This is a genomic window from Actinosynnema sp. NPDC004786, from assembly GCF_053601135.1.
Genome location: NZ_JBSGBG010000061.1, coordinates 1 through 25,368, shown reverse-complemented (window position 1 = coordinate 25,368; position 25,368 = coordinate 1). Strand labels below are relative to the sequence as shown.

The window sequence follows — 25,368 nt, the reverse complement described above, 5'->3', positions numbered from 1 at the left end:
GCCTCCCGCGCCGGTCAGGAGCGCCACACCGGCGGGCAGAACTCCGGGTCGGCGTAGTCGGGCCGGCCGCCCGGGGTGCGGCGCACGAGCGAGTCGTGGTTGTAGAACGCGAGGCTGCCGTCCGAGAGCGGGAACTCGCGGTAGGCGTTGTCGCCGTCCTGCAGGTGCAGGGAGATGGCCTGACGTGGCCGGGTGGAGCGGTTCGGCCCGCTGCCGTGGTAGGTGCGGCAGTGGTGGAAGCTCATGTGCCCCTTGGGGATGATCATGGGCACCTTGGTGACGGTGGTGCCGTTGTGCGCGGCGTTGGCCGCGAGCAGCTTCTCCAGGTGGTCGGCGTCCCGCTCGGCGAAGTGCTTGGTGGCGCTGTCGTCCGAGCCGACCTCCTCCCAGCGGTGGCTGCCGTCCACCATCGTGATGGTGCCCAGCTCCTCGTCGCAGTCGTGGAACGGGATGAACGCGGTGAGCATCCGGTCCGACGAGGACGACGACCAGTAGTGCTTGTCGAAGTGCCACGGCACGACGTTCGAGGGCTCCTCGGCGATCGGCGGCTTGTAGATCAGGGTCGACTGGAACACCCGGATCTCGTCGGCCTGCGCCAGGCGCGCGGCCACCGCGCCGATCAGCGGCTTGAGCAGCGCCTTGGCGATCGGGTCGCTCTCGTAGTGCACGTAGTCGTTGTGGCGCTGCACGTCGCCCTGCTCGGGCGTCCAGTAGGCCAGCCGCGGCGGCCGGGTCGGCAGCCGCCGGCTGCGCTCGCCCGCGTAGTACCGGGAGACCGCCTCGGTCAGCTCGTCGACCTCGTCGTCGGTGAACAGCTTCTTCGACAGGTACCAGCCGTGCTCGGCGTAGAACCGGACCTCGTCGTCCGACGGGAGCAGGGCGCGTTCCTGCTCGGTCAGCGTGAACTCGTCCACTGTGGTCACGTCCCCTTCAGCCGGCCGTCGAGCCGGACAGCTCGCCCTGCTTCGCCTCGTACAGCGCCTTGATGTTGCCGCTGCCGAACGTCAACGCGCCCCGGCGCTCGATGATCTCCAGGAAGAGGGTCCGGCGCACGTGCATCGACTCGGTGAAGATCTGCAGCAGCTGCCCCCAGTGGTCGCGGTCGACCAGGACGCCGAGTCGGCGCAGCTCGTCCAGCGGGGCGTCCAGGTGCCCGACCCGCTCCTCCAGGGTGTCGTAGTAGGTGCCCGGCGTGCCGAGGAACCGCACGCCCTTGTCGCCCAGCGCGCCGACCGCGGCCACGATGTCGTCGGTGCCGAACGCGACGTGCTGGACGCCCGCGCCGGCGTGCCAGGTCAGGAAGTTGTCGATCTGCCCCGGCTGGCGCTCCGGGTCCGGTTCGATCAGCGTGAACGTGACGTGGCCGGACGGGCTCTGCACCACCCTGGAGTCCATGCCCTGCCCGCCGACCTCCACGTACTCCTCGAAGATCTGCTCGAACCCGAACACGTCCACGTAGTACCGGGCGGTCGGGGCCAGGCCGCCGACCGGGACGCAGATCGCCAGGTGGTCGATCGTGCGCAGCAGCTTGCCGTCGGTGTGCGGTTCCGGGTCGGTCACCTCGATCGCGCCGGGCAGGAACTCGCGCGGCGAGCCGTGCCGCTCGACCAGCCGGTGCGTGACGTCGGAGAAGCCGGAGACCTCGGCGACGACGACCCGCTGGTCGCCGTCCTGGGCGCCGCCGACGTGCTCGCGGGGTTCGGACACCGGTTCCGCGCCGCGCTCGGTGAGCAGGCGGTACGCGGCCGCGGCGTCGTCCACCCCGATGCCGACGACGGCCACGCCGTCGCCGTGCTTGCGCACGTACTCGGTCGCCGGGTGGTCGGCGACCAGGCCGGTGGTGAGCACGACCTGGATCTCGCCCTGCCGCAGCAGCAGCGAGCGCTGGCCGACCAGGCCGGTCTCGGGACCGCCCTGCCCGCAGACCTCGAAGCCGAAGGCGTTGCACAGGTAGAACGCGGTCTGCTTCGCGTCGCCGACGTACAGCTCGATGTGGTCAATCCCGGATATGTTCATCAGGCATCCCGATCACTTCCCGGAGCACGTCAGCGGCTCCCGAGACGGTGGTCATGCGGCCGTACTGACCGCTGTCGAGTTCCATGCGCACGCCGTAGCGCTGCTCGACCTGGTGCACCAGCCAGGCCAGCTCCATCGATTCGATCAGCTCGGGGACGTCCTGCGCCGACCGGCCGTCGAGGCTCGCGAGCATCGCCAGGACGTCGTCCCGGCCCGGGGTCCCGGCCCCGCTCACCGCGCCACCGCCCGGCGGAGCACCGCGAGGTCGCGGACGAGCTTCCCCGTGGTGGTGCGCGGCAGCGCGTCGAGCACGTGCAGCCGGCGCGGTCTCTTGTAGGCGGCGAGCCGTTCGGCCAGGCCGGCCTGGACGGACGCCGCCGTGGCGGGCGCGTCGAGCTGCGCGAAGGCGGTGATCACGTCGTCGTGCAGCACGACGGCCGCGACCACGCCCGGCAGCTCGGCCAGCGTCGCCTCGACCTCGGTCAGGTCCACCTTCAGGCCGCCGACCGACACCTGGGAGTCGAGCCGCCCCTTGACGGTGACCAGCCCGGTGCCGGGGTCCACCACGCCCGCGTCCCGCGTGTGCAGCCAGCCGTCGGCCCACCGGCTCGGGTCGGACAGGCCGACGTACGGCGACTCCGGCCGGCTCACCAGCAGCTCGCCGTCGCGTTCCACGACCGCGAGGCCGGGCACGGGGGCGAGCGCGGGGCGGTGCTCGCCGAACAGGTCGGTGGCGATCACCCCGACCTCGGTCATGCCCCACATGTTGCCCAGCGGCACGCCGTACTTGTCGGTGAAGGCGGTGGCGGTCGCGGCGGGCACGGCCTCGCCGCCGGTGGTCATCCGCTTGAGCTGCGGCAGCCGGGGAGGGTCCACGACGGACGCCAGCAGGCCGATGTGGAACGGCACGCCCAGCACGGTGGCCGGGGACGGCTCGGCCGCGACCGCGTCGAGCACGCTGTCGCCGGTGAGGCGTTCGGGCGGCCTGATCTGCACGCCCGCGTGCAGGCCGTACAGCAGCGCGCCGACGAGCCCCAGCACGTGCACCATGGAGGCCAGCACCACGACCCGCTCGCCGGGCAGCGGCACGCCGTCGATGCGGGTGTACCGCTCGACTTCGGCGATCAGGTCGGCGGCGGTGCGGCCGATCACCTTGGACGGTCCGGTCGAGCCGGAGCTGAACTGGATCACGGCGTGCGGTGTCCCGGCGGGACGGCCGGCGCGGGCCGTGACGGTCTCCTCCACGTCGGCGAACGCGCTCAGCGGGCTGCTCGTGATCCGGCCGGCTTCGACGAGCACCTGCGGTTCGAGCCGGCGCAGCGCGTTGTCCACCTCGAACGCGGTGAGGCGGTGGTCGAGGAGGCTCACCTGCGCGCCGATGCGCCACCCGGCGAGCAGGTACGCCACGTACGTCACGGACGGCGGCAGGCGCAGCGCGAGCGACCCGCCCGCGCGCAACCCCGCCTCGACCAGGCGGTCCCGGCCGCGGTCGACCAACCGGCGCAGCGCCGCCCGGTCGACGGGGCCGCCCGCGTGCAGGCAGACGTCGTCGTCCGGACCGCGGAGCAGGATCTCGTCAACCCATTCCGGACTGGTCGCCAGTTCGAATTCGGTCGACGCCAGGCCCTTTGTCATCAGGTCTCCCGCCTGATCGCGCACTTCTCGGAACTGTGGCGCGAGAGTTTTCGCGGATCGAGTGAGCAGAATCGTACGTCAACGGTCGTCCGGCGCACCATCGGCCAATCGGCCGCGACCGACGGGAACCGGCGAGCGGTCGCGCCGGTCATTGATCAATGCGGTCAGCCGGTCCAGCCCGAGGTCGATCAGGTCGCCGGGAACGACGCTCACGGAAAGGCGCAGCGATCGGACGTCCGCGACCCCGTCGTAGAAATGCCCCATCGGGGTCCACAACACCCCGTAGTCGCGGGCGGAGCTTTCCAGGAGCCGGTCGTCCACCGGGAACGGGACGGTGACGACGACGAAGAACCCGCCGGCGGGCACGGTCCAGGTGACCTCCGGGTCGTGCGGGAAGCGCGCGGCCAGGCCGTCCACGACGCGGCGCAGGTTGCGGGCGTAGAGGTCCCGCTCGCGGGCGTTGGCGTCGGTGAGGCGGCCGCCGTGCGCGAGCAGCTTGCCGCCGACGACGGCCTGCGCGATCGGCGAGGTGTTCACCGTGACCATGCTCTTGACCTTGGAGAGCTGGTCGGCGAACAGGCCGACGGAGCCGTCCCCGGCGGCCACCCGCTGGTCGGCCACGACGTAGCCGACGCGGGCGCCCGGCAGCCCGGACTTGGCGAAAGAGCCCAGGTAGACGACGCGGCGGTGCTCGTCCAGCGCCTTGAGCGTGGGTATCCGGTCCGAGTCGCCGTGGAACAGCCCGTACGGGTTGTCCTCCAGCAGCAGGAGGTCCTCCGCCGCCGCGAGGTCCAGCAGCCGCCGCCGGGTGGCGAGGTCCATGCTCAGCCCCGACGGGTTGGCGAAGTCCGGCATCACGTAGCAGGCGCGCGGCCGGCGCCCGGCGGCGCGCTCCCGCCGGACCACGGCGGCCAGGTCGTCCAGGTCGACGCCCCGGTCGCCGGTGCGCACCGGCCGCACCGGCAGGTCCACCAGCCGGGCCGCGCCGGTCAGCCCGACGTAGGTCGGCGCGACCGCGAGCACCACGTCGCGTTCGTCGGCGCGCAACGCGCGCAGCACGAGGAACATCGCCTCCTGGCACCCGGCGGTGACCACCACCGATTCCGGGTCCACCTCGATCCCCTCGTCCAGCCGCAGGTTTTCCGCGACCAGTTCGTGGATGATGCCCTTCGTCCTGCCGTACTGCAATACGGTGCGCCGCACCTGTTCCGGGGTGCGCCCGAGTTCGGTTTCCAGATATCGGCAGAACCCGCGCAGATATCGGTGGACGTCGGCCAGGTCGAAGAACTCCTCGGTGGGCCGGCCGGCGGCCAGCGCTATCGCGTCCGGGTAATGCGACGCGACCTCGTTCAGGAAATTCATCGAGTTGAGCGCCGGGTCTTCCAGCGCGCCGAACAACGCGTCGGCGGCCAGGTCGGCGAACTGTTCGGCGGTCATCGGGCGGGCCGTCGCGCGGCGCTCGACGTCGGGTTCACCGCGCGTCCCCCTTCGCGGCCCGGCGGCGGTCGCGGGTGGCCGTGACCGCGCGCAGGAGGTCTTCCAGCTCGTCGTCGGACAGGGCCGCCAGGGCGTCGTCGTCCCCCGACCCCAGCTCGGCCGAGACGACGTCGGCGAGCGCGGCGATCGTGGGCGAGGTGAAGATGCGGTCCAGGGGCAGGGTGACGCCGTAGGTGTCGGCGATCCGGGCGGCGAACCGGACCGCGGTCAGCGAGCCGCCGCCCCGGGCGAACAGGTTGTCGTGCACGCCGACCGGTTCCGGCGCGCGGACGAGTTCGGCCCAGATCCGGGCCATGGTCTCCTCGACGCCCTCGGGCGTCGGCGCGGGGCCGTGGCGTTCCTCCGTCGGCCACGCTCCGCCCGGGTCCGACAAGTGGCTCTCGTCCACCGGCACGGCGTCGACCGGCACGGGCAGCGGGTCGGGAGCGGTCACCGGCAGGGCCGACAGGCGGGTGCCCGGCGCGCGTCCGACGTGTTCCACCACCGCCACGACCGCCCGCAGGAACTCTTCGGCGAACGCCGCGTCGGCGAAGTGCGCCAACGTCACGGCCCCGTCGTCGTCCACCGCCAGGTCGAGGTCGCCGGCCGGCGCGGGCAGCAGGTCGAGCCGGCCCCGCACCGCCACGCCGGGCAGGTCCAGCGCCGGCGCCGCGGCCGGCGGGAAGGCGAACCTCGCCGCGTGGCCCCGGACGTCGATCCCGAACCGGTCGGCGAGCAGGTCGAACGGGACTTCGTCGTGGGCCAGCGCGTGCGTCGCCGCGTCCCGCACCCGGACCACCAGGTCGGCGAACGACGGGTCGCCGGCCAGCGACACCCGGACCGGCACGGCGTCGGCGAGCGGGCCGACGACCGGTTCCAGTTCCGCGCGCACGCGACCGCTCACCCCGACACCGATCAGGACGTCGTCCTGCCGGGCGTACCGCGACAACACCGCCGCGTACGCGGCGAGCACCACCCCGGGCAGGTCGCCGAGCGACCCGGTCGCGGCCGGGTCGACCACCGCCGTGACGCGGCCGGGACGGGCCGACCGCGCCGCGATCGGCAGCGCCAACCGCCCGACCGCGCCGGCCAGCGCGTCGCGCCAGTGGTCGAGCTGCCGCGCCAGCTCCTCGCCCCGCAGCCGTTCCCGTTGCCACACCACGAAGTCGCCGTGGTCCATCCACTGCTCGGGCAGCGCCTCCGCACCGGCCCGGTACGCGGTGGACAGTTCGCCGAGCAGGATCGCCAGCGCGGCGCCGTCGGCCGCGATCCCGTGGACCACCAGCGCGAACAACCACCGGTCCGGCCCCACCTCGACCAGCGCGACCCGGGCCAGCGGACCGCGGGCCAGGTCGAACGGGCGCTCGGCCAGCGCCGCGGCGAACGCCTCGGCCTCCGGCTCGCCGGGCAGCGCGACGTGCTCGACCGGCACGGTGCCCGCCTCCGCCACGACCTGCTCCGGCACGCCCTCGACGGTGACGACGACCGTCCGCAACACCGCGTGGCGGGCGACCACCGCGTCCACCGCACGGCGCAGCGCGGCCGGGTCGACGGGGCCGTCCAGCCACGCCGCGTGGCAGCGCACGGACGAGGGACCGCCCGCCACGAGCCGGTCGCGCTCCCAGACGCGCCGTTGCGCGAACGACAACGGATACCGCACGTGCTACCTCCCGGTGGGCGCGTCCGCCAGGACCCGTTGGCGCATCAGGAACTTCCGCACCTTCCCGGTCGGGCCGACGGTGAGCTGCCCGTCGGGCACCACCTCGACCCGCCGCACGGTGCGCGCGACCGCCTCGCCGAGCGCGGCCCGGACGGCGTCGCCCCGGTCGATCGCGGGGTCCGCGCCGTCGTGCAGCACCAGCAGCACGTCGGTCACCGGCGGGCCGTCCGCGTTCCGGGTCGCGAGGACCGTGCAGTCGCGCACGTCGGGGCACCGGGCCAGGATGCGCTCCTCGGACAACGCGGTGTAGAGCCAGTTCCCGTCGCCGAGGTCGACCGCGTCGTTGGCCCGGTCGAGGTGGTAGTAGTACCCCTCCTCGTCCCGGTACATGAGGTCGCCGGTCAGGTAGTAGCCGTTGAGGCGGTTGCGGTAGGTCGCGGTCGAGTCGTTCCAGTAGCCGGGGGCGAGCGTCGGCGACTTCAGCCCGCACTGCCCGACCTGGCCCACCGGCACCTCCTCGCCGGTCTCCACGTCCAACAGCGCCACCTCGGCGAACGGGTACGGCTTGCCGACGCAGCGGTCGTAGCGGTCGCTGCCGAGCCGGTGGCTGATGGCGAACGCGCTGTGCCCCATCTCGGTGGACCCGAGCGTGTCGATGAACTTCGAGCCGGGCACGTCGACCACGCCGTCCGGTGTCCACACCGGGTGGGTGCCGACGGCGACGAGCTTGCGGATGTGCGCCTCGTGCGCGCAGTCGCCGGTGCTGGACCAGTTGCGCACCGAGGACAGGTCCCGCCGCGTCAGGTCGTACCGCGCCAGCTCGGCCCAGGTGACCGCGAAGCCGAAAACCCCGGTCGGCCGCCACCGCTCGATGGCGTTCAGCACGACCTCGCCGCTGCGCTCGAAGGGACCGCCCTGGGCGGACAGGCACAGCAGCTCGTAGCCGTTGCACAGAGCCTGGTTGACCACGATGATCCCGGCGGCGTGCGCGGCGGGCAGCACCGACATCTCGCGCACCTGCCCGTACGGCCGGGCTTCGGTGAGCCGCACCGCGCGGACGGCGGCGAACAGGCTGTGGTGCGAGTGGACGACCGGCGTGGGCATCCGCGTGGTGCCCGACGAGTGCGTGATCGCCACCGGGTCGTCGGCGTGGTGGCGGTAGGCCGGCGGAGCCTGGGCCGGGTCGCCCGTGCCGGTCTCCGTCGCGTCGCCGAGCACCGGCACGCCGAGTTCGTGGTCCCGCAGCGCCGCGTGGTCGGCGTCCAGCACCACGCCGACGCCGCGCAGCCGGCGGACGAACTCCGCGGCGATCTCGATCGGCATGCTGCCGTTCATCAGCGCCGGGATCGCGCCGAGGTGGTTGAGCGCGAAGAAGTTGAGGAAGACGTCGGCGGCCGAGGTGACGAACACCGCGACCGGGTCGCGGCGGCCGATCCCCTTGCGGGCGAACCAGTCCGCGCGGGCCGCCACCCGTTCGGTCAGGTCGCGCAGGGACAGCGGGGTCCACGCGGGGATGCCGTCCACGTCGACGTCGAAGGTGATCCGGGGCGCGTCCAGGTCCGCGCCGTGCTCCAGCATCATGGGCAGCACGTTGCCCGCGCCGACCCGCATGTCCCGCGCCAACGCGGTGCGCAGGTTCGCCCGGCTCATGGGTCCTCCAGGTGGGAAGAAGTGGACGGACCGCCGGCGGCGTCGCGCGGAGGTCGTCGGTGCGGCGGAGTTCGAGGTGCGACCGGGCCGGGTCCGCACCGGCAGCGGCGCGGTGGACGGTGGTGCGCGCACCCCGACGGCTGTCGCCGACCGCCGGTCTGGTGGACCGGGGGCGGCGGTGGCGGACTCGTGGCCCGAGCGTAGGTTCGCGATTCCCCTGTGGCAATAACGCCTTCGGCGGTGTCCGAAGTCGCCGGAGGGGTCAGCGCGGCGCGAGGCGGGCGGCGACGCCCGCGCCGATCCGGGCGACCGGCTCCGGGAGCAGCATGTGCTCGTGCAGGCAGTCCACCGTGACGACGTCCACCGGTCCGGTCACGTGGTCCTCCCAGGACGCCAGCTTGGCTTCGGTGGTCCGCTCGCTGTCGGTGGCGGCGAGGAACAGCACCGGCCCGCGCACCCGGCCCGGCTCGTGCCGCTGCGCGATCGCGATGTTGTTCCGGATCACCCTCGGCAGGGCGCGGAGCTGACGGTCGGGCCACTCGTGCAGCCCCAGGCCGGGTCGGCCCCGGACCACCTCGACCATCCGCGTCACGGGGTCCGGGTCGTCCGGTTCGACCACCGGCTGGTAGCCGAACTCGCGCAGGACGAAGTCGCACAGCAGCCAGAGGTTGTCGTCGGCCACGCTGACGCCGTGCGCCAGGTCCGGCATCGCGTCGCCGATCACCAGCAACCCGACCTCGTGCCCGCGCCGCTCCAGCTCCTCGGCGACGGCGTGCGCCGTGTTCCCGCCGAGGGACCACCCGAACAGGTGGTACGGGCCGTGCGGCTGGGTGAGCCGGATCTGGTCGGCGAAGTCCCGCGCCAACTCGGCCATGTCGACCGGCAGCGGTTCGGGTCTGCGCAGTCCCCGCGACTGGAGGCCGTACACGGGGTGGCCGGCGGGGAGGTGCGGCAGCAGCGCCAGGTAGCACCAGCTCGCGCCGACCAGCGGCGGCGTGCAGAACAGGGCGGGCAGGTCGCCGCCCGCGCGCAGCGGCAGCACGAGGTCCAGCACACCGCCCGCGGCGCGGATGTCGGCGCGCCGCTGCCGGGCCCAGGCGAACTCCGCGGCCGTGGGCAGCGCCCGCAGCGCGTTCCCGGTCATGCGCCCACCGCCGGTTCCGTCCACATCGGGAGCTTCGTCCACACCGCGATCCCCCTCCGCCCGCCGGTCACGAGCCGGCCGCCAGTTCCACCAAGTGGGCGGCGGCCGCGGCCGCTCCCCCGGCGGCGGCGAACTCCGCGCCGATCCGCCTCGCGTTGTCCCGGTAGGCCGGTTCGTCCAGGACCGCCCGCAGCGCGGTGTCCAGCTCGGACACGGTGACGTCCAGGATGGGCACCTCGATGCCCGCGCCGGACCGGGCGACCTGCCGCGCCAGCGCGACCTGCTCGGCCCGGACGGGCGCGACCACCATCGGCACCCCGAAGGTGAGTGCTTCGTTGACCGCGCCGCCGGCGTGGCACACCACCGCGTCGAGCTTCGGCATCAGGTCCAGCATGGGCACCAGCTCGGCGGCGATCGCGTTGCCGGGGAACGAGTCCGCGGCCACGCCGGAGGTGACGAACACGGCCTGCACCTCGTCCGCCATCGGCGCGAGGACCTTGGCGGCGCGCTCGTAGAAGTCGCCGATCATGTGCCCGACCAGCGTCCCGACCGTGACCAGCACGTGCCGCCGGTCGGGATCCCAGCGGCGCCAGGGGAAGTCGGGGGCGTTCGGCCGCGGTCCGAGCGCCGCGCCGGTCAGCACGCACCGGTCCGGCAGCGCGGCGTCGCCCACCAGGCCCCGGGTCATGAGCGCGATCACGAGGTGCGGCGAGAACCTGGGGTCGATCGGCGCGTCCTCCGGGAGCCCGGCCATCGCCACGGCCTGCGCCATCTTCTCGGCCAGGTACGCGTCGAAGCCCACCAGCTCGTCGGGCGGCGTCAGCTCCAGCGTCCCGGTCGCCAGCGTCGCCCACGGCAGGCCGCGGCGGTGCGCCACCAGGCCGCCGGCCAGCGCGTACTGCTCGGTGACCACGACGTCGGGCCGGTGGGTGGCCACCGCCTCGTCGACCGGGCCGAGGGTGAAGCGCGTGAACGGGATCAGGTACCCGTCCCACATCGCCCGCACCCCGGCCATGCCGGTCTCGTCGTAGCGGCGGTAGGCGCGCGCCCCCGTGGGGTGCACCGTCGCATCGGGACCGACCATCGGGCGCAGCACGTTCTCCGGTCCGCACCAGACGACTTCGTGACCCGCGCGGGCGAGCTGCTGCCCGATCGCGAGCATGGGGTAGAGGTGGCCTTGCAGCGGCAGCACTACGAGCAGGAACCGCGACACCGCAACATGGTGGCACACATTGACGTTCACCGGAACGACGTGGTGGGATCCCGAAGTGTGACCGCTCTCGACGCGGTGTCGGTGCACACACCGGCGTTCCGCGTTCCCCTCGAAGACCTGGCCGAGCCGCTCGGCCTGACCGACATCCAGGTCCGGCTCTTCCGGCGGTTCCACGGGCTCGACCGGATCCGGTTCGACCCGGACCGGTCGCTGGGCGGGCTGCTGCGCGCCGCGGTCGACGGGCTGACCGCGTTGCGGGGCAACGAACACCGGGTCCGGTACGTGATTCACGGCCGGGCGATGCCGGTCGTCGTGCCGTACCCGGACAACCCCCTGCACGACCTGTGCCGCGAGCTGGGCCTGGCGCACGCCCTGACCTTCACCGTCACGCACCAGAGCTGCGCGAGCGGGCTGCTGGCGGTCGAGCTGGCCGGCCGGCTGCTCGCGGGCGACCCGGCCGGTGACGCGTTGGCGCTCGTGCTGACCGGGGAGAAGGCGTTCACCCGGGACGCGCGGCTGCTGCCGGGCACGTCGATCTTCGGCGAGGGCGCGTCCGCGTGCCTGGTGAGCGCGAACGGCGACCGGGACCGGCTGCTCGCCTACGCGTCCGCGCAGCGCGGGGAGTTCGACGGCGAGTTCGGCGACCTGGCGGAGCGGTTCCAGCGCGAGTACCGCGCGTCGCTGGCGGACGTGATGCGCCGGGCGGTGGCCGACGCCGGGCTGGCGCTGGACGACATCCGCCTGGTGCTGCCGCACAACGTGAACGTGGTGACCTGGCAACGCCTGTGCCACCTGATCGACTTCCCGGTCGACCGGGTGCTGCTGTCCAACGTGCCCGAACACGGGCACCTGTTCTGCTCCGACGCGTTCGCGAACTACCGGACGGCCCGGGAGCGCGAACTGCTGCGCGAGGGCGACCACTACCTCGTCGCGACCGTGGGCGCCGGCGCCGGCGCCACGTTCTCCGCGATGGTGTTCCGGCACTGACCCGATCCCCTTTGGCACGGCTGGGAGGCCGACATGACCGCACCCGACGCACAGCTCGACGTCGAATTACGGCACCGCGTGGTCGAGGCCATGACGACCGTGCTCCGGCGGCTGGTGGAGCACGAGGGGCCGATCACCGAGGACATGCACCTGGCCGACGAGCTGGGCGTCAGCTCCTCGCTCGGCCTGGAACTGCTGCTGGAGGTGGAGGAGCAGGTCGGCATCCAGATCGACGTCGAGAAGATGCGGCCGGACGAGCTGCTGACCGTCGGCGAGCTGGCGACCTTCATCGTCGGCCACAGCCGGCCCTGGTGAGAGCCGGATGCGCCTGATCCGGGCCGAGCGCAGGAGCTTCGCCGGCGCCGCCGCGTTCCTCGCCGACGACGGTCACCGCGAGGTCGTGACCACCTACTTCACGGACCTGGCCCGTCCCCTCGGGGACGGGTCGGAGCCCGACCTCGCCGGCCACTCCTACGGCGAGATGGCCGGGGCGTTGCTGCCGGACGTGGTGCCCGACGGGGAGCCGGTGGACCTGCTCGTGCTGGCGTACGCCATCCACGACATGTGGCCGGGTCGGGCCACCGCGACCTACCTCAGCCACCTCTGCCCCGGCACGCCGCGCTCGTTCGCCGTGTGCGACCAGGGCAGCGCGGCCCCGTTCACCGCGCTGCGGATCATCCGCGACCACGGTGCGCGGCGCGCGCTGCTGATCGTGGCGGAGCAGGCGTCACTCCCCTACCGCTCGGCGGTGACGCCGCCGGCGGAGCACCGCGCCGTCGCCCTGCTGTACGGCGACGACGCGGGCGCGCGGGTGACCGACGTGCGGCAGTACCCCGACGTCGACCCGGCGGCCGTGCCGGAGCTGGCGTCGCGCGGGGTGGCCGAGCTGTCGGCCGGGCACGGCGCGCGGGTCGTGCTGGGCGACGCGCTCGCCGACGCGTGGCCGGGGCACGACCCGGGGCACGAGCGGGTGCCGGCCGGGCAGCCGACCACGGGCGTGTGGTGGCACCTGGCCGGCGCGTTCGCCGACTCGGCGGACCCGGTCGTGATCGCGGACTACGACCCCGCTCTGCGCTACCTCTGCCTCGCCGCGGTCTCCCGGTGACGACAGTCCCACCAGGACTGTCCGAACAGGACGGCACGACACCGGTGCGAAGGCCCTGTCCCGGCGACGATTCCCATCGCCGGGCGGGAACGGCGTGACAGGGCGGTCAGGACTCGACCGGCACCGCACGGGCCGAGGCGACGCGGGTCGGCGCGGCCGGGTCGAAGGCGGCCTCGACGGCGACCTCCTCCACCGCCCGCAGCAGCGCCTCCACCTGCTCCTTGGGGAAGGCGTCGATGTCGAACACCATCTGGAGGTAGACGGTGTCCGGCCGGTCCTCCACGTTGATGAACACCTGGTCGGTCCACCGGTACACGAACTTGTGCCACCTGAGGAACGTCTCCGGCAGCTTCTCCCGGATCGCCTCGGGCGTCACGGTCGCGGTGCGCACCATCTCCTCGGCGTCGGTCTTGGTGCTGAACCGCCGGTCGCTGATGCGGCACGTGATGCGGGCCGGGTGGCCGCGTTCGGCGTCCAGCCGCGCGGCCAGCTCGTCCAGCTGGTCGGGGTCGTAGTAGGCGTGCATCCACGCGAGCGTCGTCGTCTGGCGGGCACGGGCCACCACGTCGTCCACGGTCCCGTCGAGGTCGAGGGTGAGCACGGCGTTCTGGACCACCGAGCCGATCACGTCGGACAGGCCCGGCCGGTAGCGGTTGCTCGCGACGAGGTGCGTGGTGAGGGGGTTGACGCCGGTGGTGCGGCCGAGCGCGATCGCGATCAGCACGAGCAGCACGCGCGAGGTGTCCGTGCGGGTGCGCTGGGCGATGGCGAGCACGGCCAGGTAGGCGGCGGGCGAGTGGAACCGCACGTTGCGGCACCGGCCGCCGGGTTCGTAGTCCGGGGTGTCGGGCACGTCGAAGGTCATCGGCGCGAGGGGCCGCAGCTGCCCCTCCCAGTACCGCATGGCGCGGTCGCTGATCCGCCGCACCTGCGGCGTCTGCTCGCGGCGGGCCAGGTCGGCGAGCTTCACCGCGTCCGGGTCGACCGGGGTGCCGGCCAGCTCGCCCAGCCCGAGGTCGGTCATGAGCAGCAGCGCGCCCACGCCGTCGGCGACCATGTGCCCGATGGTGAGCACCAGGTACACCGCCGCGCCCCGGTGCTGCATCACGCCCATCCGGATGGGCCACGGCGTGTGCCGGTCCAGCGGGGTGGCCATCCAGTCGAGCCACCGCTTGTTGCCGTACCGGTAGGCGGCCTCGCGGTCCGCCTCGTCGGCGAACGTCACCACCTCCAGGTCGATCTCGCCCGACCCGGACACCACCTGGCACGGGTTGCCGTCGTCGTCGACGCCGATCCGGGTGCGCAGCGCGGGGTGCTTGCCCATGAGCGCGGCGAGCAGGTCGGCGACGTCGGCGACGGTGAGACCTTCGGGGAGGTGGTGCGCCCCGCTGATGTTGTAGGTCCAGTCGCTGGTCCGCATGTCCCGCAGGAGCGCCTTCTGCCCCCACGTCAGCGGCGCGGTGCCCGCGCCGGGTCCGGCGAACGGCACGGTGATCCGGTCGAGGACGAAACCGTCAGCCATCGGCGCTCCCGAAGATCACGCTCACGTTGTGGCCGCCGAACCCGAAGGAGTTGGACATCACCGCGCGCACCTCGGCCGGCGACGGCTCGCCGCGGACGTGGTTGAGGTCGCAGGCGGGGTCCGGGTCGTCCAGGTTGTGGGTCGGCGGGAGGAGTCCCTTGCGCAGGGCGGTGATGCCGATCGCGGCCTCGACCACGCCCGAGGCGCCGAGCATGTGCCCGGTGACGCCCTTGGTCGAGCTGACCGGCGGCATGGCGTCGCCGTACACCGCCCGGATCGCCGCCGTCTCGGCCGCGTCGCCCGCCTTGGTGCCGGTGCCGTGCGCGTTGAGGTAGTCGATGTCGCCTGTGGACAGTCCGGCATCCCGAAGTGCGATCCGCATGCTCTCGGCCGCGCTGGAGCCGTCCGGCCGGGGCGTGGTCGGGTGGTGGGCGTCGCTGGTCGCGCCCCAGCCGAGCACCCGGGCGTGGGCGGCGGCGCCCCGCGCGCGGGCGAAGTCGGCCCGTTCGAGGACGAGCACGCCCGCGCCCTCGCCGAGCACGAAACCGTTGCGGCGGCGGTCGAACGGCCGGCTCGCGGCGGTCGGGTCGGGCCAGCCGCGGGCCAGGGCGAGCGCGTTGCCGAAGGCGTCGGCGAAGGTCGGGAAGAGGGGAGCCTCGGTGCACCCGCACACCACCACGTCGGCCTCGCCGGACCGGAGGATGCGCACGGCCTCCCCGATGGACTGCCCGCCGGCCGCGCACGCCGTGCCGGAGGAGGAGGTGTAGCCGCGCACGCCGAACTTGATGGCGACCCGGGCCGCCGCCATGTTCGGCAGTACGCCGGGCAGCAGGAACGGGCTGACGCCCAACCGGCCCCGGTGCGACCGCTCGACCGCTTGCGCGGCAAGGGTTCCCAGGCCGCCGACGCCGGACAGCACGACCGCGACCCGGTACGGGTCGACGTCCCGCCCGACCTCGATCCCGGCGTCGGCCAGCGCGTCCTCGGCGGCCCGCACGGCCATCACGATCGACCGGTCGACCACGCGCGCCTCCTTCGGGGGGATGACGCTCTCCGGGTCGATGTCCGGGCCGATGGCGGCCGCGTCCACGACGCCGTGCAGCGCGTGCCCCTCCGGGGGTCGCACGACGGCGGACCTGCCGGAGCAGACCGCCTCGAACACCTCGTCCACCACCGTGCCGACCGGACTGACCAGCCCGATCCCCGTCACGGCGACGTCCGGGCTCATGTCGCCGAGGCGGTCTGCACGCGACGCGCGACCTCGGCGCAGAACTCGCCGACCGTCATGGCCGCGAACATCTCCGCCTCGTCCTCGTTGAACCGGACGCCGAAGTGGTCCTCGACCCTCAGGGACAGCTCGGCCAGCGCGAGCGACTCCAGGTCGGCGCCGGCCGGGCCCAGCACCGTGTCGTCGTCCATGTCGGCGGTGCTGTACTTCATGACCGTCAGCGATTCGAAAAGGAACTGGCGGATCTCAGAATTCATCGCGGCGCTTCCCTTCCCCGGGAGGTCAACGGAAATCTGCACCACCGGGGTGGAGCCCGTCAAGCGCAACGGCGGCACCGCATACGGGCTATGGACCGCGTTCGGATGAGACCGCAGAATGTGCCCCATGCCGCCGGCGATGCTCGATCTCGTGACGCGCGAAGGGGTGCCGCCGGGTTCGCCGGCCGTGCACCTCGTCGGCGGTCGGACGCTGTCCTACGGCGACTTGGCCGACCTCGTCGCGGGGGCCGAACGCGCGCTGCGCCACGACGGCAAGGCGTTGGTGCTGTGCGCGGGCGACCGCGACCTGCCCACGCTGGTGGCCTACCTGGCCGCACTGCGACTGGGCCACACGGTCGCCTTCCTGCCCGCGTCGGAGGAAATCCTGGCCGCGTACCGACCGGAGTTCGTCGTGCCCGCGCCGGGCGACGGCGGAATTCCGAAGGGGACCGGTTACGGGCCGGACGAGCCGTTGCCCGGCGGGGCGACGCTGTTCCGCCGCCGGGCGGGCGGTCCGGCCGGCGACATCTTCGCGGGCACGGCCCTGCTGCTGACCACTTCGGGCACGACGGGGAGCCCGAAGGCGGTGCGACTGTCCTACGAGGGCTTGGCCGGCAACGCCGACGCCATCGTGCGCGCGCTGGGCATCACGGCCGCGGAGCGCGCGCCGACCACGTTGCCGATCACGCACGCCTACGGGCTGTCCGTCCTGAACAGCCACCTGTGGGCCGGGGCGAGCGTCGTGCTCAACGACCGGTCGCCGCTGTCGCTCGCGACGTGGGACCACCTGACCCGGGCGGGCGCGACGTCGTTCGCCGCCGTGCCGACGACCTATGCCGCGTTCGGCCCTTCGCACCTGAAGCTGTTGGAGCGCACGGAGATCCGCACCATGACGCAGTCCGGCGCGCGTCTCGGCGACGAGCTGACGCTGCGCATGGCCGAGGTGATGCGGCGGCGCGGCGGCCGGTTCTTCCCGATGTACGGCCAGACCGAGGCCACCTCGCGCATCGCCTGCCTGGACCCGGCCGACCTGCCCGACCGCCTCGGGTCGGTGGGGGTCGCGGTGCCCGGCGGCACGATCACCGTCGAGGAGACCGAGACGCACGACCGGGCCGTGCCCGGCGAGGGCGTGGTCCGCTACCGCGGCCCCGGCGTCATGCTGGGGTACGCGACCGGCCGCGACGACCTGCGCCGCGGCGCGGAGGTGGACCTCTTGGACACCGGCGACCTGGGTTACCTGCGCGACGGCTACCTGTACCTGACCGGCCGCACCAAGCGCATCGTCAAGGTGCTCGGCGTCCGCACGAGCCTGGACGACCTGGAGCGACTGGTCGAGCGATCGGGTCATCCCACCGCCGTGGTGTCCGGCGAGGACGACGTGGTGTACCTGTTCGGCGCGGGCGACGAGACCGTGCACGAGGCTCAGCGGCGGCAGGTGGCCGAGGCGCTGGGGGTGCCGAGCCGGCACGTCGTGCTGCGGCCCGTCGACCACCTGCCCCGCACCGCCGGCGGCAAGGTCGACTACCGGGCGCTGGCGGCGGCCGTGGACGGGCAGGAGGTCGGACGGTGGGGCTGACGCACTGGCGCGAGTTGTCGGACCGGGGCCCGGACCTGGTGCTGTGCCTGGACTTCCCGGGCGGGCGGGCCGTCGCGGGGTTCCCCGACCTGGCGGCCGGGGTGACGGCGGACGCCTCCTTCCTGCACCTCGCCGACCCCGGCACGGGCGCGGTGGACGAGCGCGCCGAACGCTGGGTCGCGGAGGTGTCGGCGACCGGCAGGCCGGTCCGCGCGGTCCTGGGATTCTGCGCCGGCGCCGCGCTGGCGACCTGCGTCGCGGACGCGGTCGCCGAGTCCGGACCACCGCCCCCGGTCCTGCTCTTCGACGCCGTGGCGACGACCGCCGGCTCGCTGTCGCACCAGTTCACCTCGACGCTCGAGACGTCGGCGGACCACCTGACCGAGGCCGAGCTGGACGACGCGCGGGCGCTGGCCGACGGCCTGGTCGAGGCGCACCCGGACGACCCGCCCCGCATCGCGGCCGCCCTGGTGGAGCGGTACGACGCGTTGATGGGCGAGGTCGCGGCCCGGCTGTCGCTCAACGACTTCTTCCGCCAGCAGCTCACCGGCGGGTTCACCGCGTACCTGGACTACCTGCTGCTGGCCGCGCAGGGCAGGTTCCACACGCGGTTCGGCGAGCCGGTGTTCGTGTCGTCCAGGGAGCACGAACCGCCGGTGGACGGCGTCGAGCGCCGGGACGTGGACGTCGAGCACTCCGACCTGCTGCGCGCGGCCGAGGTGCACGACCTCGTCGCCGGACTGTTGATGGGAGAGCGCACATGGTGAGCGTGGCCGAGATCGCCGACGTGCTGTCGGCACATCCCGGTGTCGGCAGGGCCGCGGTCGCGGTCGTGCGCCACGACGGGCGCGAGGTCGCCGTCGCGGCCGTGGAGCTGGACGAGTACCTGAGCGGGCCGGTCCTGCGCAACCACGTGCGGCAGCGGCTCGGCGACGACTGCGGGCTGCACGGCGTGCTGGTGGTGGACCGGATCCCGCTCGCGGACGGCGAAGTGGACGCCGACGAGGTGGCGCGGGCCGTCGCCGACGGGCGGTGCGCCCTCTTCGAGGACCCGCGCGACGACGTGGAGCGCCGGGTGGCGGAGATCTGGTCGGCGCAGATGGACGTCCGGCCGGTCGGCGCGACCGACGACTTCCTGGAGCTGGGCGGCGACTCGCTGTCCGCGCTGGGCATCATCGCCGCCATCGAGGCGGAGTTCGACCGGCCGTTGGACGTGTACGAGTTCATGAGCGCGTCCAGCGTCCGGCGGTTGGCCGAGATCCTGCGGTGACCGCCACCCTCCCGGTGCGCGAGCGGATCGCCGACCTCGCCCGCACGGCGCCCGACCGGGCGGCGCTCGTCGGGTTCGACGCGGACCTGGCCGAGCACACCGTGTCGTGGCGCGAGCTGGGCGACGCGGTCGAGGGCGGGGTGGCCGCGCTGCGGTCGGCGCTCGACCCGGACGTGCGGTCGTGCGTCGTCGTGGAGGCCGCCAACACGGTCGCCGCGGTGATCGGCATCGCGTCGGCGCTCGCGGCCGAGGTGCCCGTGTTCCCGGTCAACCCGGCCACCCCGGCGGCCGAGCGCGGCCTGCTGCTCGACCTGCTCGGCCGCCGGTTCGACCACGTCCACGTGCCCGGCGGCGACCACCGGGACCGCCCGGCGTCCGCCGGCGCGCCCGCCCGCCCGGTCGCCTACCTGCTGGCCACCGGCGCGAGCACCGGCATCCCGAAGATCTCCGCGAAACCCGGGCCGCTGCGCCACGACCCGGGCCGGACGCCGTCCCTGGTGATCCGGCAGACGGGCTGGCGGACCGGACAGCGCCAGCTCATCGTCGGGCCGCTGCACCACGCCGCGCCGTTCACCGTGCTGGTGGACGCGCTGCTCGACGCGAACACCGTCGTGCTGCAACCGTTCTTCTCGCCGCAGTGGACGGTGGACCTGGTGCGGGAGCACCGCGTCGAGTGGCTGCAACTCACCCCGACGCACATGCGCGAGATCCTGCTGCTCGCCAAGCCCGACCCGGAGGGCTTCGCCCACCTGCGCGGCGTGCTGCACACGGCCGCGCGGTGCGATCCGGACACCAAGCGCGGCTGGATCGACCTGCTCGGCCCGGAGCGGGTCTTCGAGCTGTACGGCGCGACCGAGGGCATCGGCGTGACGCTGGCGCGCGGCGACGAGTGGCTGGCCCGGCCGGGCACGGTCGGGCGCGGCTTCTTCACCCAGCTCCGCGTGCTGGACGACGACGGCCGGCCGGTCGCGCCGGGCGAGGTCGGCACCGTGTTCATGCGCACGCCGCAGCGCGTCGGCCGCTCGGACTACCTCGACGACCGGGTGGTCCGCACGACCCCGGACGGGTTCGCCACCGTGGGCGACCGCGGCCGGGTCGACCGCGACGGCTACCTGTACCTGGAGCCCCGCGACCACGGCACGATCAACGTCGGCGGGGAGAAGGTGGACCCCGACGAGGTCGAGGCCGCGCTCCTGGCCCACCCCGCGGTGGTCGACGCCGTCGCGCTCGCCGTGCCGCACGAGACGCTCGGGTCGGTGGTCGGCGTGCACGTGGTGCTGCGACCCGAGACGAAGGTCCGCAAGGCCGACCTCGCCGCGCACTGCGGCCGGCGGCTGGCCGGTTACAAGATCCCGAAGCACTTCACGTTCGTCGACCGGCTCCCCCGGTCCGCGGCCGGGAAGATCCAGCGCTGGCGGCTCGCCGCCGGTCACGAGGGCGGTGCACCCACACGATGAACCCGACCGTGGACGACGTGCTCGACACCGGACACCAGCACCCGCGCACGCCGGTGGAGCTGTGGCTGGCCCGGCGCTGGCAGGAGGTCATCGGCTTCGCCGTCGGCATCCGGGAGAACTTCTTCGAGGTGGGCGGCAACTCGCTCGACGCGGCCCGCGTCATCAACGCCGTGCACGAGGAGTTCGGCGTCCAGCTCCCGCTGAACGTGCTCACCGAGCACCCGACGGTGGAACGCCTGGCCACCCGGCTGCGCGACCTCACCGCGCGGCTGCTCGACCCGCTGGTCCCGGTCCAGCAGGGCGACGGCACGCGACCGCCGCTGTTCCTGGTCCACCCGACGAACGGGCAGGTCGGCCCGTACGCGCTCCTGGCGCAGGACCTGGGCGAGGAGTTCACCGTGTTCGGCCTCCAGGCCGCCGGGCTGCACGCCGACCAGGAGCCCGTCCGCACGGTGCCCGACCTGGCCCGCGCCTACCTCGCGGCCATCCGGTCGGCGTGGCCGGAGGGGCCGTACCTCCTCGGCGGAGCTTCGACCGGCGCGGCGGTCGCCCACGAGCTGGCCGCCCTGCTGGCCGAGGCCGGGGCCGAGGTGCGGCTCGTGGCGCTGCTCGACGCCGCCCTGCCGGCCGGGGTGGACGAGCCGGGCTTCGCCGAACCCGACACCGGGCCGGACCCGGCGGGGACGCTGGACCGCTGGAAGGCGCGCGGCCTGGTGCCGCCGGACGAGACCGAGGAGTTCGTCGTCCGCGCGCGGCGCGTGTGGCAGGCGAACCGGGACGCCGTCCGCGCCTGGCGGCCCCGGCCGTACGGCGGTCGGCTCGACGTCTTCGGCGATCCCTCGCCGTACGCGGCCTGGCCGGCCGGCGAGGTCCGCGAGCACGCCGACGTGGTCGACGCGCTGCGCGAGTCGATCGGCTGACCGGCGATGACGACCTCCGTGGACACCGGGCGGCCACGCCGCCGCCGCGTGCTGCTGACCCCGGTCGACCCCGTCCCCGTGCCGTTCAGCGGCGCGCGGGCGGGCGAGGGGCCGCTCACCCTGGGCCAGCTCAACACCGCGCAGTGGCTGGAGGGCATGCCCGACCACGCCTACGCGGTGCTGTGCGTGGAGCTGCCGGTGCCCGACGGCGTGACCACCGACGACGTGGCCGCGACGATCGCGGTGCTGTTGGCCAGGCACGAGAGCCTGCGGACGCACTACGCGCGCGGCGAGCACCGGCGGCAGGTCGTCGCGGCCTCCGGCGTGCTCGAACTGGACGTGTGCTCGCTCGGCGAGGGCGAGTGGGGACCGCGCGACCGGCCCGCGGTGGCCGGTCAGCTCGTCGCCTGGCTGCGGGAGCGGCGCGGCACCGTGACCGACCTGCCGCGGGTCGTGGTGGCGACCGGCGCGGACGGCGCGGTGGTCGCGTGCGCCGCCGCGTTCTCGCACATGGCCGTCGACCTGGGCGCGATCGAGGTCGTCAAGCGCGAGTTCGCCGAGATGCTCGCCGACCCGGCCCGCCGCGAGGTGGGGCCGCCGCGCCACCAGCCGCTGGACCAGGCCGAGCTGGAGGCGACCCCCGCCGAACGGCGGCGCGCCGAGGTGGCGCTCGCCTACCTGCGGGACCAGTCGGAACGCGTGCCGCACAACCTGTACGCCCTGCCCGGGACGCGGGCCGGGGGCGAGCCGGTGGCGGTCGAGCTGTCGTCCGCGGCGGCGGCGATGGCCGTGCGGGAGGTGGCGGCGCGCACCCGGGCCAGCCGGTCCGCCATCGTCCTGGCCGCGCTCTGCGCGGTGCTGTCCCGGCGCACCGGCTACCGGGAGCTGGTGTTCCCGCTGCTGTCGAGCAACCGCTTCGACCGCCGGCTCGCGGGCTACGTCGGCTCGCTGGCGCAGGGCACCCTGGTCACCGTCGAGGTCGGCGACCGGGGGTTCGACGCGCTGGTCAAGCACACCTGGACCGCGGTGCTGGAGGCGAGCAGGCACGCCGGGTACGACGGCGCGGACCGCGGCGCGATGAGCGAGCGGATCGAGCACGAGCGCGGGCTGAAGTTCCTCTACGACCCGCTGTTCAACAGCCTCGTCCCCGAGTCGTGGTCCGGGATCAACGCGGGCGTGAAGCACCGGCCCGAGCAGATCGCCGCCGCCCTGCGGCACACCGGGCTGACGTGGCGCCCGGTGCACCGCAACGGCACGCCGGTGCGGTTCGGCCTGAACCAGGTCGACGGGCGGCTGCGGCTCGACGCGTGGAGCGCGGACATCGGCGTGGTGTCGCGGGCGGAGATGGAGTCGGTGCTGTTGGCCGTCGAAGCCGTGCTGGTGGGCGCGGCCGGCGGCGACCTCGACGCCGGGCAGGTGCGCGGGCTGATCGCCCTGGACCCGGTCGAACGCCCGCCCGGCTGGGTGCTGGTCGACGGCTGCTGGGTGGACCTGGCCGAGGTCCAACGGCTGCTCGACGACGCCCTCGCCCCTTCGGTGGCCCGCATCTTCCCCGCCGTCGACGGGCGGGCGCTCGTCGCCCACCTGACCGCGACCGACGCCGTGCGGACACCCGAACAGGCCCACGCCCGGTGCATGGCCGCGCTGCCGGACCGGCTCAACGCCCTGGCCCCGCGCCACTACGTCGTCTGCGCCACCGCCCCGGCGGACCCGGCCGACCCCGCCGCCTGGCCCGCTCCGCTCGCCGCCGGCGCCGGCCGGTCCGCCGACGCCTGAGCGTCACGCGTCGGTGGCGGTCACCGGGTCGCGCCCGACCCACGCGAACGCGACGAGCGACACGGCCGTGCCCACCACCGCGCAGACGAGCGCGCGGTGGTGGACGAGCGCGCCGAGGGTGAGGACGCCCACGGCGACGCCGACGTGGTGGTGGGTCTGGTTGACGTGCCTCGCCGCCGCCGGCCCCAGGCCGGCCCCCAGGGCGACCAGGCCGAGCGGGAGCAGCGGGCCCGCGCCGGCCACGAGGGCCGCGCCGAGCGTGACGAGCAGGGTCGAGGTCGCGGGTCCCGGCCCGAGCCGGCGGGCCAGGACGGCTGCCGTGATCATGGCGGCGACCAGCGGGGACAGGTGTGCCAGGGCGTCCAGCGGCGAGCGACCCGGTTCGTCCTGGAGCCGCAGCGCCTCCAGGAACACGGTGCCCAGCCCGAGCGCGGCGGACGTGCACGTCACCGCGGCCGTCCCGAGGAAGGCCCGGTCGCCGGACCGCGACCGGTCGGCCGTGGTCCGGGTGCGCGGTTCGCCGACGCGCAGGTGCACGTGACCGATCGCCAGCAGCAGCACGCCGACGGGCAGCACGGCCAGGAAGACCAGCCGCCAGTCGACCTCGGCCAGGGCACCGCCGCCCACGAGCCCGAGCGCTCCGGCGAGCGTGCCCACCACACCCCGCCACTCCCGACGGACGGGCGTCGCCGCACTCCGGAACTCCGGATCGACGGGCGTCGCCGCACTCCGGGACTCCCGATCGACAGGCCCCGCCCCGCTCGCGGAGTCCCGATCGGCGGGATCCGCCGAGCCCCGGAACCCCTGATCGACAAGCTCCACCGGGCCCCGATCGACAGGCTTCGCCGAGGTGGTGCGCGTGCCCGGCCCGCGGCCCACGAGCCTGGCCGCCGCGGCGAGGAGCAGGCCGGAGCCGACGCCCTGCACGCACCGGGCCAGGACGAGCGCGAGCAGCGATCCCGCCGCGCCGGACGCCACCGCGCCCGCGCCGAACAACACCGCGCCCAGGCGGAACGCCCGTCCGGTGCCGAGCCGGTCCGCCACCGCGCCACCGGCCGCCGCCACCGCGGCGACCGCCAAGGCGTGGGCGACGACGACCCACTGCCGACCCCCGAACCCGAAGCCGAGTTCCGCGCCCAGGCCGGGTAACGCCATCATCGCCGCCGTGCCGTCGAACAGGACCGCGAACGTGGCCGTGGACCCGGCGATCACCGACCACCGGCGCGAGTCCACCCCGGGCGCCGGACCGGGGACGGGGTCACCCGCCATCGCGCTCACGTCCCACCGCCCGCGCCCGCCGACCCGCGCGGCCCGGTGTCCTGGCCCCGGTGCGGTGCCGGCGCAGGGTGGTCAGGTCGGGGCTGGCGGTGCGCACGCCCCGCAGCCGGACGACCACCGTGCCGTCGGCGGCCGTGGCCGTGTACCGCTCACCGTCCTCTGTGGAGTATCGGCGCAGGTCCAGGTAGGGGCCGAGGAGCCGGGCCAGCTCGCGGTCGTCGGCCGGCAGCGGCACGTCGATCACCTCGACGCCGGCGAGCGATTCGGGCGTGGCGGCCTTGCGCAGCAACGAGTCCAGCGCGTCGCCGGGCAGGAGGTAGCCGGTGAACCGGTGGTCGACCGGCGGGTGGTCCGCCTCGGCCTCGGGCCACTCGGGCACGCCGAGGTGGACGGTGGTCCGCGCGTGGTCGACCGCCGGCACGCCGTGGGCGGCGGGGCCCTCGATGCGGACCCGCACCTCGTCCCCGGTCCGGGCGGCGGTGACCTCGACGCGGCGGGGCCACCGCCCGGCGGGCGCGCGGAGCAGGCGCGGCAGCCGGAGGTCGGTGTACCGCAGCGGGGCCAGGTCGGGCGCGAAGGACACCGCGGCCTCGGCCGCGATCTGCACCAGGGTGGCGGTCGGCACGGTCGGCTGCCCGTTGACGAGGTGCCCGCGCACCTCGGCGTGGCGGTCGAGGTCGATCTCGACGTGCCACCGCGCCACCTCGCCGTCGTGCCGCTCGGGCTCGGGGAGGAACAGGGCCGCCGCCGACCGCCGGCCTTTCGCGTCCGGTACGGGGTGGTTCACAGTCATGGTCCGATTCCGACGGGGTCTGGTGGGCGGTGGAATGAAATCACGGAACCGGTCACCGTCGTCGGCCCGCTCCGGCGTGCGCCCACCGCGCGGTCGGTCCGGCGAACTCCCGCGACGCACGCGAACCGCAGCCACGGTGAACCGGCGCGGGCACGGGCCGGTGGGCGAGGGGGCGGACCCACGCGGTCGGCGGGCCGCCCCGAGGGGACGACCCGCCGACGTGAGGGTGCCTCAGCAGTCGCAGTCGGCGTCGGCGTGCGTGTGGCCGTTGGTCGACGCGGTCGACACGGACAGCGGCTTGGCGGTGGTCGGGCGCACGGCGCGGCCGATGACCATCGCCTCGATGAACTCCCACGCGCCCGGCATCTTCGTCTCCTGCAGATCCGCGATCTCCAACGACGAGTT

23 protein-coding genes are annotated in these 25,368 nt (G+C 74.3%); 9 read left to right on the top strand and 14 right to left on the bottom strand.

Going from position 1 to position 25,368, the window contains the following annotated elements; genetic code table 11:
* Positions 1–14: 14 nt before the first annotated feature.
* From ACWEFJ_RS35365 to ACWEFJ_RS35325, 9 genes are all read right to left on the bottom strand, one after another.
* Complete coding sequence (locus tag ACWEFJ_RS35365; RefSeq protein WP_449716424.1) at positions 15–923, bottom strand: phytanoyl-CoA dioxygenase family protein; 909 nt, start codon at positions 921–923, stop codon at positions 15–17.
* A gap of 7 nt (positions 924–930) precedes the next feature.
* Positions 931–2,016: a 4-hydroxyphenylpyruvate dioxygenase gene (gene hppD, locus ACWEFJ_RS35360; RefSeq protein ID WP_449716423.1), complete on the bottom strand. Its 1,086-nt coding sequence runs from the start codon at positions 2,014–2,016 to the stop codon at positions 931–933.
* Positions 1,997–2,251, bottom strand: coding sequence for a hypothetical protein (locus ACWEFJ_RS35355; RefSeq protein ID WP_378089272.1), 255 nt, complete (start codon positions 2,249–2,251; stop codon positions 1,997–1,999). The genes hppD and ACWEFJ_RS35355 overlap by 20 nt, the downstream gene beginning before the upstream one ends.
* The gene (locus ACWEFJ_RS35350) at positions 2,248–3,651 is read right to left on the bottom strand and encodes a class I adenylate-forming enzyme family protein (protein WP_449716422.1); all 1,404 of its coding nucleotides are present in this window, start codon (positions 3,649–3,651) and stop codon (positions 2,248–2,250) included. Before ACWEFJ_RS35350 ends, ACWEFJ_RS35355 begins: the two co-directional genes overlap by 4 nt.
* Positions 3,652–3,729: 78 nt before the next feature.
* Positions 3,730–5,088 carry an aminotransferase class I/II-fold pyridoxal phosphate-dependent enzyme gene (locus ACWEFJ_RS35345; RefSeq protein ID WP_449716421.1) on the bottom strand — a complete coding sequence of 453 codons (1,359 nt, stop codon included), beginning with the start codon at positions 5,086–5,088 and terminating at the stop codon, positions 3,730–3,732.
* A gap of 34 nt (positions 5,089–5,122) precedes the next feature.
* Positions 5,123–6,787: a condensation domain-containing protein gene (locus ACWEFJ_RS35340; protein ID WP_449716420.1), complete on the bottom strand. Its 1,665-nt coding sequence runs from the start codon at positions 6,785–6,787 to the stop codon at positions 5,123–5,125.
* A gap of 3 nt (positions 6,788–6,790) precedes the next feature.
* A complete protein-coding gene (locus ACWEFJ_RS35335; protein WP_378089264.1) occupies positions 6,791–8,437 on the bottom strand; it encodes a class I adenylate-forming enzyme family protein in 1,647 nt (548 codons plus the stop codon).
* A gap of 262 nt (positions 8,438–8,699) precedes the next feature.
* Positions 8,700–9,581, bottom strand: coding sequence for an alpha/beta fold hydrolase (locus ACWEFJ_RS35330; RefSeq protein ID WP_378089262.1), 882 nt, complete (start codon positions 9,579–9,581; stop codon positions 8,700–8,702).
* Positions 9,582–9,648: 67 nt separating this feature from the next.
* Positions 9,649–10,794: a glycosyltransferase gene (locus ACWEFJ_RS35325; RefSeq protein WP_449716419.1), complete on the bottom strand. Its 1,146-nt coding sequence runs from the start codon at positions 10,792–10,794 to the stop codon at positions 9,649–9,651.
* 57 nt (positions 10,795–10,851) lie between these two features.
* Between ACWEFJ_RS35325 and ACWEFJ_RS35320 the strand changes: the two genes are divergently transcribed.
* The 3 genes from ACWEFJ_RS35320 to ACWEFJ_RS35310 are packed head-to-tail and all read left to right on the top strand — an operon-like array spanning position 10,852 to position 12,886.
* The gene (locus ACWEFJ_RS35320) at positions 10,852–11,781 is read left to right on the top strand and encodes a 3-oxoacyl-[acyl-carrier-protein] synthase III C-terminal domain-containing protein (RefSeq protein WP_449716418.1); all 930 of its coding nucleotides are present in this window, start codon (positions 10,852–10,854) and stop codon (positions 11,779–11,781) included.
* Positions 11,782–11,814: 33 nt separating this feature from the next.
* Positions 11,815–12,096 carry a phosphopantetheine-binding protein gene (locus ACWEFJ_RS35315; RefSeq protein ID WP_378089256.1) on the top strand — a complete coding sequence of 94 codons (282 nt, stop codon included), beginning with the start codon at positions 11,815–11,817 and terminating at the stop codon, positions 12,094–12,096.
* A 7-nt stretch (positions 12,097–12,103) separates the two neighbouring features.
* A complete protein-coding gene (locus tag ACWEFJ_RS35310) occupies positions 12,104–12,886 on the top strand; it encodes a hypothetical protein (RefSeq protein ID WP_449716417.1) in 783 nt (260 codons plus the stop codon).
* Positions 12,887–12,992: 106 nt separating this feature from the next.
* Here the strand turns inward: ACWEFJ_RS35310 and ACWEFJ_RS35305 are convergent, their stop codons facing one another.
* The 3 genes from ACWEFJ_RS35305 to ACWEFJ_RS35295 are packed head-to-tail and all read right to left on the bottom strand — an operon-like array spanning position 12,993 to position 15,848.
* Positions 12,993–14,408: a condensation domain-containing protein gene (locus ACWEFJ_RS35305; RefSeq protein ID WP_378089252.1), complete on the bottom strand. Its 1,416-nt coding sequence runs from the start codon at positions 14,406–14,408 to the stop codon at positions 12,993–12,995.
* Positions 14,401–15,636 (bottom strand): beta-ketoacyl-[acyl-carrier-protein] synthase family protein, encoded by a 1,236-nt coding sequence (locus tag ACWEFJ_RS35300; protein WP_449716416.1) that lies wholly within the window; start codon positions 15,634–15,636, stop codon positions 14,401–14,403. The genes ACWEFJ_RS35305 and ACWEFJ_RS35300 overlap by 8 nt, the downstream gene beginning before the upstream one ends.
* Positions 15,633–15,848 (bottom strand): phosphopantetheine-binding protein, encoded by a 216-nt coding sequence (locus ACWEFJ_RS35295; protein WP_449716415.1) that lies wholly within the window; start codon positions 15,846–15,848, stop codon positions 15,633–15,635. The genes ACWEFJ_RS35300 and ACWEFJ_RS35295 overlap by 4 nt, the downstream gene beginning before the upstream one ends.
* A gap of 196 nt (positions 15,849–16,044) precedes the next feature.
* Here ACWEFJ_RS35295 and ACWEFJ_RS35290 point away from each other — a divergent pair, with 196 nt between their 5' ends.
* From ACWEFJ_RS35290 to ACWEFJ_RS35265, 6 genes are read left to right on the top strand one after another with little or no spacing between them, the layout of a single operon-like run.
* Entirely contained in the window at positions 16,045–17,469 is a 1,425-nt protein-coding gene (locus ACWEFJ_RS35290) for an AMP-binding protein (protein WP_449716414.1), read from the top strand.
* Positions 17,460–18,236, top strand: coding sequence for a hypothetical protein (locus ACWEFJ_RS35285; RefSeq protein ID WP_449716413.1), 777 nt, complete (start codon positions 17,460–17,462; stop codon positions 18,234–18,236). The genes ACWEFJ_RS35290 and ACWEFJ_RS35285 overlap by 10 nt, the downstream gene beginning before the upstream one ends.
* Complete coding sequence (locus ACWEFJ_RS35280) at positions 18,230–18,739, top strand: phosphopantetheine-binding protein (protein ID WP_378089243.1); 510 nt, start codon at positions 18,230–18,232, stop codon at positions 18,737–18,739. The genes ACWEFJ_RS35285 and ACWEFJ_RS35280 overlap by 7 nt, the downstream gene beginning before the upstream one ends.
* Complete coding sequence (locus tag ACWEFJ_RS35275; RefSeq protein WP_449716412.1) at positions 18,736–20,196, top strand: class I adenylate-forming enzyme family protein; 1,461 nt, start codon at positions 18,736–18,738, stop codon at positions 20,194–20,196. The genes ACWEFJ_RS35280 and ACWEFJ_RS35275 overlap by 4 nt, the downstream gene beginning before the upstream one ends.
* Positions 20,193–21,116 carry a thioesterase domain-containing protein gene (locus ACWEFJ_RS35270; RefSeq protein WP_378089239.1) on the top strand — a complete coding sequence of 308 codons (924 nt, stop codon included), beginning with the start codon at positions 20,193–20,195 and terminating at the stop codon, positions 21,114–21,116. The genes ACWEFJ_RS35275 and ACWEFJ_RS35270 overlap by 4 nt, the downstream gene beginning before the upstream one ends.
* Positions 21,117–21,122: 6 nt before the next feature.
* Positions 21,123–22,892 (top strand): condensation domain-containing protein, encoded by a 1,770-nt coding sequence (locus ACWEFJ_RS35265; protein ID WP_449716411.1) that lies wholly within the window; start codon positions 21,123–21,125, stop codon positions 22,890–22,892.
* Positions 22,893–22,895: 3 nt separating this feature from the next.
* Here ACWEFJ_RS35265 and ACWEFJ_RS35260 read toward each other — a convergent pair whose 3' ends face one another.
* Positions 22,896–24,161 (bottom strand): MFS transporter, encoded by a 1,266-nt coding sequence (locus ACWEFJ_RS35260; protein ID WP_449716410.1) that lies wholly within the window; start codon positions 24,159–24,161, stop codon positions 22,896–22,898.
* On the bottom strand, positions 24,151–24,963 hold the full coding sequence (locus tag ACWEFJ_RS35255) for a hypothetical protein (RefSeq protein ID WP_449716409.1): 813 nt from the start codon (positions 24,961–24,963) through the stop codon (positions 24,151–24,153). The genes ACWEFJ_RS35260 and ACWEFJ_RS35255 overlap by 11 nt, the downstream gene beginning before the upstream one ends.
* Positions 24,964–25,368 lie beyond the last annotated feature (405 nt).